The organism is Acidovorax sp. SUPP3334 (genome assembly GCF_030159055.1).
In the GTDB taxonomy this organism is placed as follows: domain Bacteria; phylum Pseudomonadota; class Gammaproteobacteria; order Burkholderiales; family Burkholderiaceae_C; genus Paracidovorax.
On record NZ_BQXQ01000002.1, the window covers coordinates 97,185 to 110,208 of the forward strand.

At 68.6% G+C, this 13,024-nt stretch carries 15 protein-coding genes and 1 pseudogene; 7 read left to right on the forward strand and 9 right to left on the reverse strand.

All coding sequences use genetic code 11. From position 1 onward, the window contains the following. The first annotated feature begins 68 nt into the window (after positions 1 to 68). A complete protein-coding gene (locus AVHM3334_RS01360) occupies positions 69 to 1,028 on the forward strand; it encodes a chemotaxis protein (protein ID WP_284408976.1) in 960 nt (319 codons plus the stop codon). 84 nt (positions 1,029 to 1,112) lie between these two features. On the opposite strand, the gene AVHM3334_RS01365 is transcribed toward AVHM3334_RS01360, so the two are convergent. Then, the gene (locus AVHM3334_RS01365) at positions 1,113 to 1,595 is read right to left on the reverse strand and encodes a hypothetical protein (RefSeq protein ID WP_284408978.1); all 483 of its coding nucleotides are present in this window, start codon (positions 1,593 to 1,595) and stop codon (positions 1,113 to 1,115) included. A gap of 153 nt (positions 1,596 to 1,748) precedes the next feature. Between AVHM3334_RS01365 and AVHM3334_RS01370 the strand changes: the two genes are divergently transcribed. From AVHM3334_RS01370 to AVHM3334_RS01380, 3 genes are all read left to right on the forward strand, one after another. Next, positions 1,749 to 2,099 (forward strand): antibiotic biosynthesis monooxygenase family protein, encoded by a 351-nt coding sequence (locus AVHM3334_RS01370; RefSeq protein WP_284408980.1) that lies wholly within the window; start codon positions 1,749 to 1,751, stop codon positions 2,097 to 2,099. 156 nt (positions 2,100 to 2,255) lie between these two features. After that, positions 2,256 to 2,828, forward strand: coding sequence for a hypothetical protein (locus tag AVHM3334_RS01375; RefSeq protein ID WP_284408982.1), 573 nt, complete (start codon positions 2,256 to 2,258; stop codon positions 2,826 to 2,828). Between the two features lie 41 nt (positions 2,829 to 2,869). Further along, positions 2,870 to 3,556 (forward strand): DUF4124 domain-containing protein, encoded by a 687-nt coding sequence (locus AVHM3334_RS01380; RefSeq protein WP_284408984.1) that lies wholly within the window; start codon positions 2,870 to 2,872, stop codon positions 3,554 to 3,556. 52 nt (positions 3,557 to 3,608) lie between these two features. On the opposite strand, the gene AVHM3334_RS01385 is transcribed toward AVHM3334_RS01380, so the two are convergent. Beyond that, positions 3,609 to 4,556: an NAD-dependent epimerase/dehydratase family protein gene (locus tag AVHM3334_RS01385; RefSeq protein ID WP_284408986.1), complete on the reverse strand. Its 948-nt coding sequence runs from the start codon at positions 4,554 to 4,556 to the stop codon at positions 3,609 to 3,611. A 46-nt stretch (positions 4,557 to 4,602) separates the two neighbouring features. On the opposite strand from AVHM3334_RS01385, the gene AVHM3334_RS01390 reads away from it, so the two are divergent. Next, positions 4,603 to 5,703 carry a CDP-6-deoxy-delta-3,4-glucoseen reductase gene (locus tag AVHM3334_RS01390; protein WP_284408988.1) on the forward strand — a complete coding sequence of 367 codons (1,101 nt, stop codon included), beginning with the start codon at positions 4,603 to 4,605 and terminating at the stop codon, positions 5,701 to 5,703. A 28-nt stretch (positions 5,704 to 5,731) separates the two neighbouring features. Here AVHM3334_RS01390 and AVHM3334_RS01395 read toward each other — a convergent pair whose 3' ends face one another. Together AVHM3334_RS01395 and AVHM3334_RS01400 are read right to left on the reverse strand one after the other, a co-directional pair. After that, the gene (locus AVHM3334_RS01395) at positions 5,732 to 6,007 is read right to left on the reverse strand and encodes a hypothetical protein (RefSeq protein ID WP_284408990.1); all 276 of its coding nucleotides are present in this window, start codon (positions 6,005 to 6,007) and stop codon (positions 5,732 to 5,734) included. 101 nt (positions 6,008 to 6,108) lie between these two features. Continuing rightward, positions 6,109 to 6,471, reverse strand: a complete 363-nt coding sequence (locus tag AVHM3334_RS01400) for a four-helix bundle copper-binding protein (protein ID WP_284408992.1) — start codon at positions 6,469 to 6,471, stop codon at positions 6,109 to 6,111. Between the two features lie 161 nt (positions 6,472 to 6,632). Between AVHM3334_RS01400 and AVHM3334_RS01405 the strand changes: the two genes are divergently transcribed. Then, the gene (locus AVHM3334_RS01405) at positions 6,633 to 7,604 is read left to right on the forward strand and encodes a tripartite tricarboxylate transporter substrate binding protein (RefSeq protein ID WP_284409119.1); all 972 of its coding nucleotides are present in this window, start codon (positions 6,633 to 6,635) and stop codon (positions 7,602 to 7,604) included. A 125-nt stretch (positions 7,605 to 7,729) separates the two neighbouring features. Here the strand turns inward: AVHM3334_RS01405 and AVHM3334_RS01410 are convergent, their stop codons facing one another. After that, positions 7,730 to 8,698, reverse strand: coding sequence for a GlxA family transcriptional regulator (locus AVHM3334_RS01410; protein WP_284408994.1), 969 nt, complete (start codon positions 8,696 to 8,698; stop codon positions 7,730 to 7,732). 16 nt (positions 8,699 to 8,714) lie between these two features. Here AVHM3334_RS01410 and AVHM3334_RS01415 point away from each other — a divergent pair. Further along, positions 8,715 to 8,978: pseudogene (locus AVHM3334_RS01415) on the forward strand (isochorismatase family protein); the annotation flags it as partial. Between the two features lie 145 nt (positions 8,979 to 9,123). On the opposite strand, the gene folK reads toward AVHM3334_RS01415, so the two are convergent. The 4 genes from folK to hda are packed head-to-tail and all read right to left on the reverse strand — an operon-like array spanning position 9,124 to position 12,747. Continuing rightward, a complete protein-coding gene (gene folK, locus AVHM3334_RS01420; RefSeq protein WP_284408996.1) occupies positions 9,124 to 9,633 on the reverse strand; it encodes a 2-amino-4-hydroxy-6-hydroxymethyldihydropteridine diphosphokinase in 510 nt (169 codons plus the stop codon). Between the two features lie 24 nt (positions 9,634 to 9,657). Beyond that, complete coding sequence (gene pcnB, locus AVHM3334_RS01425; RefSeq protein ID WP_284408998.1) at positions 9,658 to 11,304, reverse strand: polynucleotide adenylyltransferase PcnB; 1,647 nt, start codon at positions 11,302 to 11,304, stop codon at positions 9,658 to 9,660. After that, positions 11,301 to 12,002: a histidinol-phosphatase gene (locus tag AVHM3334_RS01430; RefSeq protein ID WP_284409000.1), complete on the reverse strand. Its 702-nt coding sequence runs from the start codon at positions 12,000 to 12,002 to the stop codon at positions 11,301 to 11,303. The genes pcnB and AVHM3334_RS01430 overlap by 4 nt, the downstream gene beginning before the upstream one ends. 46 nt (positions 12,003 to 12,048) lie before the next feature. Further along, positions 12,049 to 12,747 carry a DnaA regulatory inactivator Hda gene (hda, locus tag AVHM3334_RS01435; protein WP_284409002.1) on the reverse strand — a complete coding sequence of 233 codons (699 nt, stop codon included), beginning with the start codon at positions 12,745 to 12,747 and terminating at the stop codon, positions 12,049 to 12,051. Positions 12,748 to 13,024 lie beyond the last annotated feature (277 nt).

Genomic DNA, 13,024 nt, shown 5'->3' on the forward strand with positions numbered 1-13,024 from the left:
TAGGGCCGGGCTTTCATCATCCCGCTCTAGAATTTGTAAACACGCGTATCAATGCGAAGGAGGCAGCGATGAAAGCAGTGCAGCAGGAAATCGACGAGCGGACCAATCTCACCGGCACCAATAAATTCGAGCTTCTGCTCTTTCGCCTGGGCATCGATAACAACCTGGGCAAGTCCGAGTTGTTCGGGATCAACGTGTTCAAGATCCGCGAGATCGTGGCCATGCCCAGCATCACGCCGATCGCCGGGGCCACGCCGCATTCGCTGGGGGTGGTCAACCTGCGCGGCCAGATCATTCCAGTGCTCGACATGCCTTCGATCGTCGGCTGCAAGCCCCAGACCGGTTTGAACATCATGCTGGTGACCGAGTACGCGCGCACCACACAGGCCTTCGCGGTCGAATCGGTGGAAGACATCGTGCGTCTGGACTGGAAACAGGTGCTGTCCGCCGAGGCCAGCGGCACCGGCGGCCAACTGGTGACCAGCATCGCGCGGCTCGACGGCAACACCGACGGATCGCGCCTGGCGCAGGTGCTCGACGTGGAAGCCATCTTGCAGATGGTCTCGCCCTCCGACGAGCACAAGGTGGACCCCGAGAAGGTCGGCCCTCGCCTGAAGCTCAAGCCCGGCACGATGATCCTGGCGGCCGACGATTCGTTCGTGGCCCGCTCGCTCATCGAAAAGGAACTGCAGGTTTTGCAGGCCCCTTACGAGATGACCAAGTCGGGCAAGGAAGCCTGGGACCGTCTGAACGCCATCGCACGCGCGGCCGAGGCCGAGGGCAAGACCGCAGCGGACCGCGTCGCCCTGGTGCTGACCGACCTCGAAATGCCGGAGATGGACGGTTTCACGCTCACCCGCAACATCAAGCAGGACGTGCGGTTGAACAAGATTCCGGTGGTGATCCACTCTTCGCTGTCCGGCTCGGCCAACGAAGACCACGTGCGCAGCGTGGGCGCGGACGGCTACGTGGCGAAGTTCGTCGCGGAAGACCTGGCGGAAACCATGCGCCGCGTGCTGCCCAAGTAAGCAGGCGTTTGCCGCGGCGAGCCATCAGCGCCGGGGCCGCACAGGCGGCAATGATCGATCGAGCGAGCGAGCGCCCGCGCCGTGTCAGCGCGGCCGCTCGAAGCCGCTTTCGATCCACGCGATGGCACTGGCACTGGTGAGCAGGAAGCCGGGCGATGCGCTGACGGAGGCCAGCAGATCGCCGTCCAACGCCGAGTGCGCGCTGAGCGTGGCGGTAGGGTGTTCGTCGTCGGGCTCGATGGCGAGCGACACCCGCACACGCTGGCCTTGCGCCGTGACGGTAACGCTCTTGTTCAGCTGCGCATGCAACTGCTGCTCGTGGCGGCGCAGCACTTCGGACGCGGTCTTGACCAGGGTGTGGAAGGCCGAGACGTCCAGCGGCTTGGGGTTCTTCTTGTCGCGCCCCATGGTCCAGGGGCCGACCAGCGCGGGGTCGGACTCTCCCCGCAACGTCATCTCGACGGCCCAGCCGTCGTCGTCTTCGTTCTTGACGACACGCGCCGTCCAGCGCTCGTCGCTCCACAGGCGGGGTTCCTGTACGGGGGTGTGTTCTGAGTCTTCGGTCATGTCGTCCGGGTGAGGCCTTCGGCCGTACCGAAGCAGGCCGAAGGCAAAGCCGCAGAGTGTAGAAGAACGGGCGCAGGGCACATGGCGGGTGGCGGGTGGCAGGTGGCGCCTTGCCGTTTCATTCGCCGCCAGCCCGTCGCATAGACTGCCCGGATGATTCTGGAAACCGCCCCGCTCACCATCCGCCCCGGACAGAACGCCGCGTTCGAGCTGGCCTTTGCCGAGGCCCAGCGACTCATCGCCAGCATGCCCGGGTATCTCTCGCATGAACTCCACCACTGCGTGGAGCGGCCGCAGGAATACCTGCTGCTTGTGCGCTGGACCACGGTCGAGGCGCACGAGCAAGGCTTTCGGCAATCGCCGGAGTACCAGGCGTGGAAATCGCTGCTGCACGGCTTCTACGATCCATTTCCGACCGTCTTGCATTACGCGCCCGTGGCGGGCCGGCCTGATGCCCTTGGCGCCTTCGGCAACCTTGGCACACCCTACGCCGCCGTCGTGTGAAGACGGGGCAAAGACTGACAATGGCGCGCGCGCCTGGTCAACCAAAATGGTCATCAGCGCGTCACACACGGGCGCGGCGTGTCCCCTGACCGCCGCCGTCACCCATCGGCCGCCAGACGCTCCCTGCAGCGCGGCCACCAGCCAGCGAGGCCTTCCATGTTCCACCCCGCCCTCCGAATCCTTGCCGCCGGCACCCTGGCCGTGCTGGCCACGGGCTGCGCGGTGCCCGGCGATCCGTACTACGAATCCGCTTACCCCAATTACCCATCGTCCCCCAGCTACCCCACGGCGCCTTCGTACCCCTACCCGGCCACGGGCTCCACGTCCATCACGGTGTACGAGCAGCAGCCGGCCTACGGTTACAGCCGGCCGTCGTACCCCGTGTACGTGCCGGTTCCGGCTCCGGTCTATGGCGTGGACCGCCGCGACGACTGGCGCGAGCGGCAGATGCGCGAAGACCGCGAGCGCGCCTGGCGCGACCGACGGGACCGCGAAGCGCGTGAATCGCGCGAAGCGGACCGCCGCCGAGATCGCGACGGCCAGCGTGCGGATGCGGACCGGCGCCGCGCTGAAATGGACCGCCAGCGTGCGGAACTCGACCGGCAGCGCCGCGAGCAGGCCGAACGCGACAATCGCCAGCGCGGCGAAGACCGCCGCCCCCCCGGAGCGCGCGACCAACCGCCAGCGCCCGGATGGCGCCTGGAGCAAAATCCCCAGAATCGGCCCTGACCTCCGGCAGGCCACTTCGATCGACTCCACCGAAAACGGCCATGACCCTTCTTGTCCCCGTTCGCCGCGCCCCTGCGGCATGGCGCTTTTGCGCGGCGCTGGCCGTCGCAGCCTGCGCGAGCCTGGCCGGCCCCGTCCACGCGCAGGTCATGCGCTGCACCGACCCAGGCACCGGCAAAGTCACGTACACCGACGGCGCTTGCGACAAGGGCACTGCCGTGCGAGAGGTCGAGTCGCGCAAGACCCCCGAAGAAATCCAGGAAGAGCGGGCTCAGGCCCGCGAAGCGCTGCAGCTCAAGCAGCAGCGCCTGCAGATCGAGCGCCAGGAAGCCCAGCAGGAGGCAAGGCAGGACCGCGAGCGATCCGCAGCGCGGGCGCCGGCCGATCCATCGCGCTCCCCCGAATGCGCCCGGTCGCGCCGCAACCTCGACCGCGTGGCCAGCGAATCCGGCCTGGGCAACTACGACGGCCAGGCCCGCATGGCTGCGGCACAACGCCAGATGGACCTCGATTGCCTCGGGCCGCAGGGGTATGCCGAAGTCGAACGGGCCCGCGGCAGCGGCATGGCCAATGGCGGCAGCGACTATTACGCGCCGCCCGCAGTGGTCATCGTGCCGCCCCGCCGTCCAGTGGTGGTGCAACCCGCCCTGCCCGTGCCAGCGGCACCGATTTCGCACTGCAACGTGTTTCGCTGCTACGACCAGGCGGGCAATGTGCGTCCGCGCTGAAGGGCTCTGAACCAGAGCGCGCGGCCGCCGAAAGCTCACCGGCCCCGGACGGCTACCGGGCTCGCAGCCCCTCGGTGACGGTCGGGTAGCGCAGCACCACGCGCAACTCCCGGCGCAGCCGCGTGGCATCGAGCCGGCGCGACTCGCTCATGAAGCTCAGCAGGGGGGCCGGCAGCTTCTCCTGTGCCGCCTGGCGTGCCAATCGGGGCGGGCGCGGCAGGCCATACAGGTCTGCCGCCAGATCAAAGTAGTCGCCCATCTTCATGTCGCTCGCATCGCTCACGTGGTACACGCGCTGAGGCCGGCCGCGCCACAGGGCCGCCACGCAGGCGCGGGCCAAATCGTCGGCATGGATGTGATTGGTGTAGACGTCGTCCTCTGCCAGCAGCACTGGCGTGCCACGGCGCAGGCGCGCCTCGGGCGTGCCGCCTTCGCGGTCGGGCGCATAGATGCCTGGAATGCGCAGAATGCTCGCGCGCACCGGGCCGCGCCCCAGGTGGCGCACCGCACGCTCGGCGTTGACGCGGCGCTGGGCTCGGGGGGTGGATGGCGCCACGGGCCGCGCCTCGGTCACCCAGGCGCCGCCGCAGTCGCCATAGACGCCGCTGGTGGAGCCATAGACCAGCGCCGCGGGTGGGGTGCGCAGCCGCAGCGTCCGGGCCAGCGCCACGGTTCGGCCATCGCGCCACCAGGCAGCGCCGGCTGCGGCTTCGCCAGGCGGCGGCGCGAGGTGCAGCACGCGGGTGGCCAGCCCCGACAGACGGCGCAGGCTGCGGGCATCGTCCAGGTTGCCGACCAGCGGCACGATGCCGGCGGCGCGCAGTTCCGGCACGCGGTCCAGGCTGGACGTGAGGGCCAGCACCCGGGGCCCGGGGGCGCCCGCCCGCGCCTGCATGGCGCGTGACGCACGCAGGCCCACGTCGCCACAGCCGATGATGAGCACGCGCTGGCGGCGAAAGCGCGCCGGCAGGGCCCCTAGGGGGCTTTGGTTTGAGGGCAAAATCGGTCCGTTCGGCGAGAAGAAAACCTCCAAGGATACCCATTCCATGACCCCCGCAGAGACGGCCGCGGCCACCCATCAAATCACCGTACAGCCCAGTGGCAGGGCGTTTTCCGCTCAGCCAGGCGAATCCATCCTGGCGGCGGCCATCCGCGGCGGCGTGGGCCTGCCCTATGGCTGCAAGGACGGCGCCTGCGGTTCGTGCAAATGCAAGAAGCTCAGCGGCTCCGTCGCGCATGGCGAACACCAATCCAAGGCCCTTACCGCGGCCGAGGCCGATGCCGGCTTCGTGCTCACCTGCTGCGCCCAGCCGCTGACCGACGTGGTGCTGGAGTCGCGCCAGGTCACCGATGAAAGCGCATACCCGATCAAGAAGCTGCCCGTGCGCGTCTCCACGCTCACGCGGGTGTCCAACGACGTGATGGTGGTGCGACTGCAATTGCCGGCGGCCGACACGTTCCGCTACCACGCGGGGCAGTACATCGAGTTCATCCTGCGCGACGGCGCCCGCCGTGCCTATTCGATGGCCAATGCGCCGCACACCCAGGCGCAAGCGCCCGGGGTGGAACTGCACATTCGCCACATGGCCGGCGGCCGGTTCACCGACCATGTGTTCGGCACCATGAAGGAAAAGGAAATCCTGCGCGTGGAAGGCCCCTTCGGCAGCTTCTTTTTGCGCGAGGACAGCAAAAAACCCATCATCCTGCTGGCATCGGGCACGGGATTCGCGCCCATCAAGGCGCTCATCGAGCACCTGCAGGCCAAGCGCATCGAGCGCCCGGTCACGCTGTACTGGGGTGGCCGCCGCCCTGGCGATCTGTACATGGATGCATGGGTACGAGAGCGCATCGCTGAAATGCCGCAGCTCTCTTACGTGCCCGTGGTGTCGCAGGCACTGCCCGAAGACGGCTGGACAGGCCGTACCGGCTTCGTACACCAGGCCGTGATGGACGACCACGCCGATCTGTCAGGCCACCAGGTGTATGCCTGCGGTGCCCCCATCGTGGTGGATACCGCGCGGGTGGCGTACAGCGCGGAACGCCAACTGCCTCCCGACGAGTTCTATGCGGATGCTTTCACGTCGGAAGCGGACAAGCACGGGGCGAGCGAGCCATCCACCCAGCCCGACGGCGCAGCGGCGGGCTGAAAAAAACACGCTTTGAGCCGGCGCTGACTCAACGGCGCCAGCCACCGGGCCGGCCATAGTAGCCACGGCCATAGCCGTGCCCATACCCGTAACCGCCCCGGCCATACACGCCGAAGAAACCGATGGTCGGCGCCACCACCACGGGCGCCGGTGCCACATACACGGAGTCGGTCTGGTAGTAGCCCGGTCCGCCGTAGTAGCCCGACCCTGCGTAGTAACCGCCGACAGGGGCCACGACGCAGCCCGTGAGCAAGCTGGCTGCCGCCGAAGCGGCGGCGATGGTGATGAAGCGGATGGACAACATGGATGGCTCCTTGATCGGGTCCGTGGGCTCTATTCAACGCCTCGTACCTTGCCGGGGCGCGTCCGCTGCGTATCGCAAAAGTAACGGTCGGTAATAGCCGCTCAGTGCGACATCGCGCGGCACATGTCCGCGCAGCGCCTGCACGCGGCGGCACAGGCGCGGCAGTGCGGCATGTCGTGGCGGGCGCATTCGTTGGCGCAGCTGTCGCAAAGGCGGGCGCACAGCGCACAGATCTCGTGCGCGTGGGCACTTTCGCGCGACATCGCGCTGGCAGCCACCCGGCACAGCGCAGCGCAGTCCATGTCCATCGCGATGCAATGGACCATGTAGCGGGGCTCGGCTTCGCGCAGGCACGAGGCCGCGCAGTAATCGCAGGCGTCGGCGCATTCGTTGCAAGCGCGAATGCAATCGGCATAGCGCGAGGTGGTCAGGGTGTCGTTGGTGTCGGCGAAAGCCTGCGGCATGGAAAGTCCTTCTTCCGCCAGCTCGGCGGAGGGCAATGGGGTGCAAAGGGTGCAAACTGGAAACGTCTTCAACGTTTATAGAAATGCCCCTTTGTGGGCGCTGTAGGACGTGGCAGCAAACTGCTGCATCGCAACCCCTCCGTTTTTTGCACAATCACAGCATAAGCCGCAGAAACATCCTCCTCTCGGCCGCCGCCCTCGCCTCGGCGCTTGCATCCCCCTTGAGCCATGCGCAGGAGGGCCCCATCCGCCTGATCGTGCCGTACGCGCCCGGCGGCCCGCTGGACGCCACCTCCCGCGCGCTGGCCGAACGGGTGCGCGATACGCTGGGCACGGTGGTCATCGACAACAAGGCGGGTGCCGGCGGCAACATCGGTGCCGACGCGGTCGCCAAGGCAGCGCCCGACGGGCTCACCATCGGGCTGGCGGCCACGGCCACGCATGCCGTGAATCCCTGGCTCTACAGCCGCATGCCTTACGACGCGGCCAAGGACTTCGCCGGCATCACGCAGATGGTGAGCGTGCCCAACGTGCTCGTCATCAACGCGGCCAAGGCGGCGGAACTGAAGATCAATACCGTGGCGGACCTGATCGCCTACGCCAAGGCCAACCCCGCCAAGCTGAACTACGGCAGCGGCGGCAACGGCAGCGCCGGGCACCTGGCGGGCGAAATGTTCAAGCAGCGCGCCGGCATCTTCGCGCTGCACATTCCCTATCGCGGCGCCAGCCCCGCGCAGCTCGCCCTGCTGGCGGGCGAAGTGGACTTCAACATCGACAACCTGGCTGCGGCGGCGCCCAACATCCGCTCGGGCAAGCTCAAGGCCCTGGCCGTGACCTCGCCGCAGGCCAGCGCCGCGCTGCCGGGCGTGCCCCCGCTGTCGAACACCTTCAAGGGCTTTTCGATCGAGACATGGTGGGGCCTGGTCGCCCCGGCCGGCACGCCCAAGCCCATCATCGCCAACCTGAACAAGGCCTTCGTGGCCGCGCTCAACGCACCGGAAACCAAGACGCGTTTCGCTGCGCTCATGGCCGAGCCCGTGGCCACCACGCCGGAGCAGTTCGACGCCTTCATGGCATCGGAGCGCGCTAAGTACCAGCAGGTCGTGAAGGCCTCGGGCGCCAAGGTCGACTGACACATCCGAAGGGCTGCAGCGTCGGCTGACAGCCCACGCCGGTGGTCCGTTCGGAATCTAAAAAAAATGGCCGCCAGCGCATATTCCACTAGGGTGGTCAGCTATATTTTTTATAGCATTTCGTTTTAACCGAACGCGTTGAACTGCCGCCGGTAAGCAGAGGGTGCAATGCCCACCGCGGCGGAGAAATGCTGCCGCAGCGACACGGCGGAGCCAAAGCCCGATTCGACGGCCACGGCCTCGATCGACTGGTCGCCCCCTTCCAGCAGGCGCTGCGCCAGCGCGATGCGCTGGTTCTGCAGCCATTGCCCCACCGTCGTACCCGTGGCCTGGCGAAAACGCCGAGTGAAGGTGCGCGGGCTCATCACGGCCCGCTCGGCCAGCGATTCCAGCGTGTGCGTCTCATGCAGGTACTCGCCCAGCCATTGCAGCAGCGGCGCGAGCCGGTCGCCCCGCACCGAAGGCGCCACCGGCTGCTGGATGTACTGGGCCTGCCCGCCCTGGCGGTGCGGCGCCACCACCATGCGGCGCGCGGCACGGTTGGCGGCTTCGGCGCCGTGCTGCTGGCGCAGCAGATGCAGGCAGCAATCGATGCCTGCGGCCGTGCCGGCAGAGGTCAGTACCGGGCCATCTTCCACGTACAGCACTTCGGGCCGCAGCGACACCTGGGGGTAGCGCCGCGCAAACTCCGCCGCCAGCGCCCAGTGGGTGGTCGCGGCGCGGCCGTCCAGCAGCCCTGCCTCGGCCAGCACGAAGGCTCCCAGGCACAGGCCCACGATGCGCGCCCCCCGGCGGTGCGCAGCCCGCAGCGCCGACAGCAGTGCGGGCGGCACCGGGGCCAGGTCGTCATGCCACGACGGCACGACGATGGTCTGCGCGCGCCGAAGCGCCATAAAGCCCTGCCCTACCTCGATGCCGAACCCGGCCGACGTGCGCAGCGGGCCGGGCTGCACCGCGCACACCACCAGCCGGTAGCGCGGCACGCCCTGCACCGTGCGGTCTTCGCCGAACACCCGGCAAGGCACCGAGAGGTGAAAAGGACTGATGCCGTCGAAAGCCACGACGGCAACGGTTACTGGCTTCGCCACTTTCATCACCAAGGACCTCGCAATGGCTTCATCCTCCGCCGCTTCTTCCTCTTCCGCACCCCGCCGCGCGCTCGTCGTCATCGACGTGCAAAACGAATACTTCGCCGGCGGCAACCTGCCCATCGAATACCCACCCGTCGCCGACACCCTGCCCAACATCGTGCGGGCCATGGACGCGGCCCGGGCCGCAGGCTTGCCGGTGGTGGTGGTGCAGCACACGGCTCCGGCGGGCGCGCCCTTGTTCGACAAGGCCACGGATCGCTGGCAGTTGCACCCCGAGGTGGCGCCCACCAGCGAATGGGTGGCTGCCGTGCAGGCGGGCCGCGCGCTGCCCAAGGACAACGTGTTCAGCTCCAACCAGCGCGGGCGCCAGGCCGCCTGACCGGCGAGGCTGCAGCCCTTCTGCAGGTTGCAGGTTGCAGCCGAAAGCCTCAGGGCAAGAAGGCTCCGAGCCGCTCGATGCGCTGCGATTGCACGGCGGCAAGGCGGGCCAGGTCCACGCGCCCCGGCGCGATGTCGGCCAGGGGCAGCAGCACGAAGGCCCGCTCTTCCATGCGCGGATGGGGCACCGTCAGTTCGGGGGTGTCTATGCGCTCTTCACCGTAGAGCAGCACGTCCAGGTCCAGCGTGCGCGGCGCGTTGCGGTATGGGCGCTCGCGGCCAGCGGCCTGTTCGATGGCCTGCAGCGCCCGCAGCAGGTCGATGGCAGCCCAGGGCGTGGCCAGTTCGGCCACGGCATTCAGATAGTCGGGCCCGCCCGCGTCGATCGGCGCACTGCGGTACAGCGGCGACACCCGCACCACACGGGTGCCCGGCCAGCGGGCCATGGCATCGAGCGCGCCGATCAGCGCCGCCCGCGCATCGCCCAGGTTGGCGCCCAGCCCGATCCAAGCCGGCACGGCAATGCCGTCGCTGGCGGCTGGCGGCACAGGCGCGGCCATCGCGGTGCGCACCGGCAGCCGTGCTCAGTCGTCCGGATGGCCGGACGACTGAGCAGGTGCGGCGCCTTCACCGCCCCCGCCCCCGCCACCCGACGGCTTGCGGCGGCGACGGCGGCGCTTCTTGGGCGCCGCACCGTCGCCGGCTGTTTCTTCACCGCCGTCGTGTTCCTGGTCTTCGCCCGAAGCCGAAGGGGCAGCCGCGGCGCGCGGCTCGCCGGATGCGGCGGCGCCACCATCCGCTTCAGTGGGCCGTGGCACGCGGCGCACGACCGGCTGGGCCTTGCGCTGGCGGGATTTTTGCTCTTCGCGTGCCTGGTCGATCATGTCGTCGCGGCGCAGGTCGTCGGCGTGCTGGAACTCCTGCCACCACTCGGCCAGCGCTTCCTCGACCTCGCCCACGTCGGCGCGCAGGCGCATGAAGTCGAAACCGGCGCGAAAGCGCGCCTGGGCCACCATGCTGTAGGGCGTGGAGCCCACGCGCTTGTCGAAGCGGGGCTGAATGACCCAGATCTCGCGCATGTCGGCAGCCAGCTTGCCGCGGCCCGACACGTCGCCGATGCGCCGCTCGAACACTTCGTCGATGGCGTCCTGCAGCGCGGGAAACGGCTGCTCGCGCTGCGCGATGCGGCGGTCCCAGCCGGTCTTCACGTCCTGCCACAGCACGCAGGCCAACAGGAAGCTCGGCGCCACGGGCTTGCCTTCGCCCACTCGGCGGTCGGTGTCGGCCAGCGCGGCGCTCACGAACGAGGTGTCGGCCCGCTCGACCACCACGTCCAGCAGCGGGTAGATGCCGGTGGTCATGCCCAGCTTCTTGAGCTGCGCGATGGTGGCCACGGCATGGCCCGTCTGCAGCAGCTTGAGCATTTCATCGAACATGCGGCTTTGCGGCACGTCGGCCAGCAGCGCCTGCGACTCGATCAGCGGGCCGGCGGTCTTGGGCTCGATGGTGAAGCCCAGCCCGGCCAGCTTGGCCGAGAAACGCACGGCGCGGATGATGCGCACCGGGTCTTCGCGATAGCGCGTGGCCGGGTCGCCGATCATGCGCAGCAGCTTTTTCTTCGCGTCCTGAATGCCCTTGTGGTAGTCCACCACCACCTGGGTTTCAGGGTCGTAGTACATGGCGTTCACGGTGAAGTCGCGCCGCGTGGCGTCTTCGTCCTGCGGGCCCCACACGTTGTCGCGCAGCACGCGGCCGCTGGCGTCCACGGCATGCTGCATGCCCACCAGTTGCTGCTTGCTGGTCTTTTCGTTGCCGCTCACCTGCTGCTCGATGGCGGTGTTGTCCAGATAGGCGCGGAAGGTGGAGACTTCGATCACCTCGTGCTCGCGGCCCCGTCCGTGTACCACATGCACGATGCGAAAGCGCTTGCCGATGATGAACGCGCGGCGGAAAAGGCCCTTGACCTGCTCGGGCGTGGCGTTGGTGGCCACGTCGAAATCCTTGGGGCGCAGGCCCAGCAGCAGGTCGCGCACCGCGCCGCCCACGATGTAGGCCTCGTAGCCGGCCGCCTTGAGCGTGCGGACCACGTCGGCGGCGCGGCGGTCCACCAGTTCGGGGTCGATGCCGTGTACCGAGGCGGGCACTTCCTCGCGCTTGCCGAAGCGGTTCTTGCCGCGGCCGGCGCCAGCGGCGCCCTTGCCCAGCAGTTTGTCGATGAACTTCTTGATCATGGTTGGGAGGGAAAGAGATCCAATATGCGCCAGCCACGCTGCTGCGCGAGCGCCCGCAGGCGGGGGTCGGGGTTGGTAGCCACCGGGTGGTCGACGGTTTCGAGCAGCGGCACGTCGTTCATGGAGTCACTGTAGAAGGTGCTCTCCACGCCGCTCCAGGCCAGGCCGCGCGAGGCCAGCCATTCTTCCATGCGCCGGACCTTGCCTTCGCGCATGGTCGGCGTGCCCTCGATGGCGCCGGTGTACCAGCCCTGCGCATCGCGCGCAAGGCCCATGGAGAGCAGTTCGTCCACGCCCAGCGCGCGGGCGATGGGGCCGGTCACGAACTCGTTGGTCGCGGTGATGATGACCACCTGGTCGCCCGCAGCCTGGTGCTGCTGCACCAGTTGCAGCGCCTGCGGGCGGATGGCCGGCTCGATCACCTCGCGCATGAACCGGGCGTGCGCGGCGGCCGCCGCCTCGGGGCCGCGCTGGCGCACAGCGTCGATGGCGAAGCGCACGTAGTCGTGTACGTTCAGCGTGCCGGCTTGGTAGTGCGCGTAGAACTCGTCGTTGCGGCGGCCGAATTCGACCGGATCGTTCCAGCCGATGCGAATGGTGAACTCGCCCCACTCATAGTCCGAGTCGAGCGGCAGCAGCGTGTGATCGAGATCGAACAGGGCCAGCCGAGGGCGTTGCGCCGGGGGTTCAGGGTTCATGCGTGAAGGGTCGATGGGGCACAGGGGAAGCCGGCAGCACGCGCTGCTATTCGGACTCCAGCATGGCCCGGAGCAAGGGAATGGTGATGGCCCGCTGGGTGCGCAGGGCAAAGCTGTCCAGCTGGTCCAGCAACTGCATGAGGCTGCCCAGGTCTCGCGAGAAACGCTTGAGCATGTAGTCCATCACGTCGTCGCCCAGGAAGATGCCGCGTGCGTCGGCCTCCTGGCGCAGCACGGCGCGGCGTTCGGCCTCGCCCAGCAGGTGCAATTGAAAGATGTGGCCCCAGCCCAGGCGGCTGCGCAGGTCGTCGCGCAGCGGCAGGTCGGCTGGCGGCGTCTGGCCCGCGGCCAGCACCCAGCGGGGCTCGCCCACGGCGGGGCTGATGGCGTTGACGAACCAGTTGAACGCCGCCGCCTGCTGGGCGGTGTTGTACAGATGCACTTCGTCCAGCAGCACGGCGGACCAGCGGTCGTCGAACGCCGTGGGCTCGGCCACCGAGGCATCGAGCCAGCCCACCGAGGCGCCCTGCTCGCGCAGCGCCTCGCGTACGGCCTCCAGCAGGTGGGTCTTGCCGCTGCCCGATTCGCCCCAGAGGTAGGTAGGCACCGGCGAGCGCAGCACTTCGGTGGTGCCTTCGCCCACGGCCAGGCGCAGGTGCTGGAGCGCGGCCTCGTTGGTGCCGGCAAAGAAACGGGAGAGCGTGGGCCCGGTGGCCAGGCCGATGTCGAGGGCCAGTTGCTTCATGCCGGCCGCCCCGGGGCGGCGCCGCGCAAGCCATGCACGCGCCGTGCGCCCAGGCTCCGGCATGGAGCGCGGTGCAGGGCGGCGGGCGATGAAAGGGAGCGAGACGGCATGGAGAAGAAAAAGAAGGGGATTAGCGACCGGAACCAGGGCTGAAGACGAAACGAGGCGGGTGAGCCCTGGTGCGAAAGGACACGCCGGCGCGAATTTTAGTCTGCCGCAGCCACCCCGCCAGCGACCGCAGCGCGAAGGCGCCGTACAGGCGCCGCGGCCCAGCCGG

What these genes read in the sequence shown, in the direction of transcription:
- AVHM3334_RS01360 (WP_284408976.1), top strand. Translation starts at nt 69, where the DNA reads ATGAAAGCAGTGCAGCAGGAAATCGACGAGCGGACCAATCTCACCGGC.
- AVHM3334_RS01365 (WP_284408978.1), bottom strand. Translation starts at nt 1,595, where the DNA reads ATGACCGAAGACTCAGAACACACCCCCGTACAGGAACCCCGCCTGTGG.
- AVHM3334_RS01370 (WP_284408980.1), top strand. Translation starts at nt 1,749, where the DNA reads ATGATTCTGGAAACCGCCCCGCTCACCATCCGCCCCGGACAGAACGCC.
- AVHM3334_RS01375 (WP_284408982.1), top strand. Translation starts at nt 2,256, where the DNA reads ATGTTCCACCCCGCCCTCCGAATCCTTGCCGCCGGCACCCTGGCCGTG.
- AVHM3334_RS01380 (WP_284408984.1), top strand. Translation starts at nt 2,870, where the DNA reads ATGACCCTTCTTGTCCCCGTTCGCCGCGCCCCTGCGGCATGGCGCTTT.
- AVHM3334_RS01390 (WP_284408988.1), top strand. Translation starts at nt 4,603, where the DNA reads ATGACCCCCGCAGAGACGGCCGCGGCCACCCATCAAATCACCGTACAG.
- AVHM3334_RS01395 (WP_284408990.1), bottom strand. Translation starts at nt 6,007, where the DNA reads ATGTTGTCCATCCGCTTCATCACCATCGCCGCCGCTTCGGCGGCAGCC.
- AVHM3334_RS01400 (WP_284408992.1), bottom strand. Translation starts at nt 6,471, where the DNA reads ATGCCGCAGGCTTTCGCCGACACCAACGACACCCTGACCACCTCGCGC.
- AVHM3334_RS01410 (WP_284408994.1), bottom strand. Translation starts at nt 8,698, where the DNA reads ATGAAAGTGGCGAAGCCAGTAACCGTTGCCGTCGTGGCTTTCGACGGC.
- folK (WP_284408996.1), bottom strand. Translation starts at nt 9,633, where the DNA reads ATGGCCGCGCCTGTGCCGCCAGCCGCCAGCGACGGCATTGCCGTGCCG.
- pcnB (WP_284408998.1), bottom strand. Translation starts at nt 11,304, where the DNA reads ATGATCAAGAAGTTCATCGACAAACTGCTGGGCAAGGGCGCCGCTGGC.
- AVHM3334_RS01430 (WP_284409000.1), bottom strand. Translation starts at nt 12,002, where the DNA reads ATGAACCCTGAACCCCCGGCGCAACGCCCTCGGCTGGCCCTGTTCGAT.
- hda (WP_284409002.1), bottom strand. Translation starts at nt 12,747, where the DNA reads ATGAAGCAACTGGCCCTCGACATCGGCCTGGCCACCGGGCCCACGCTC.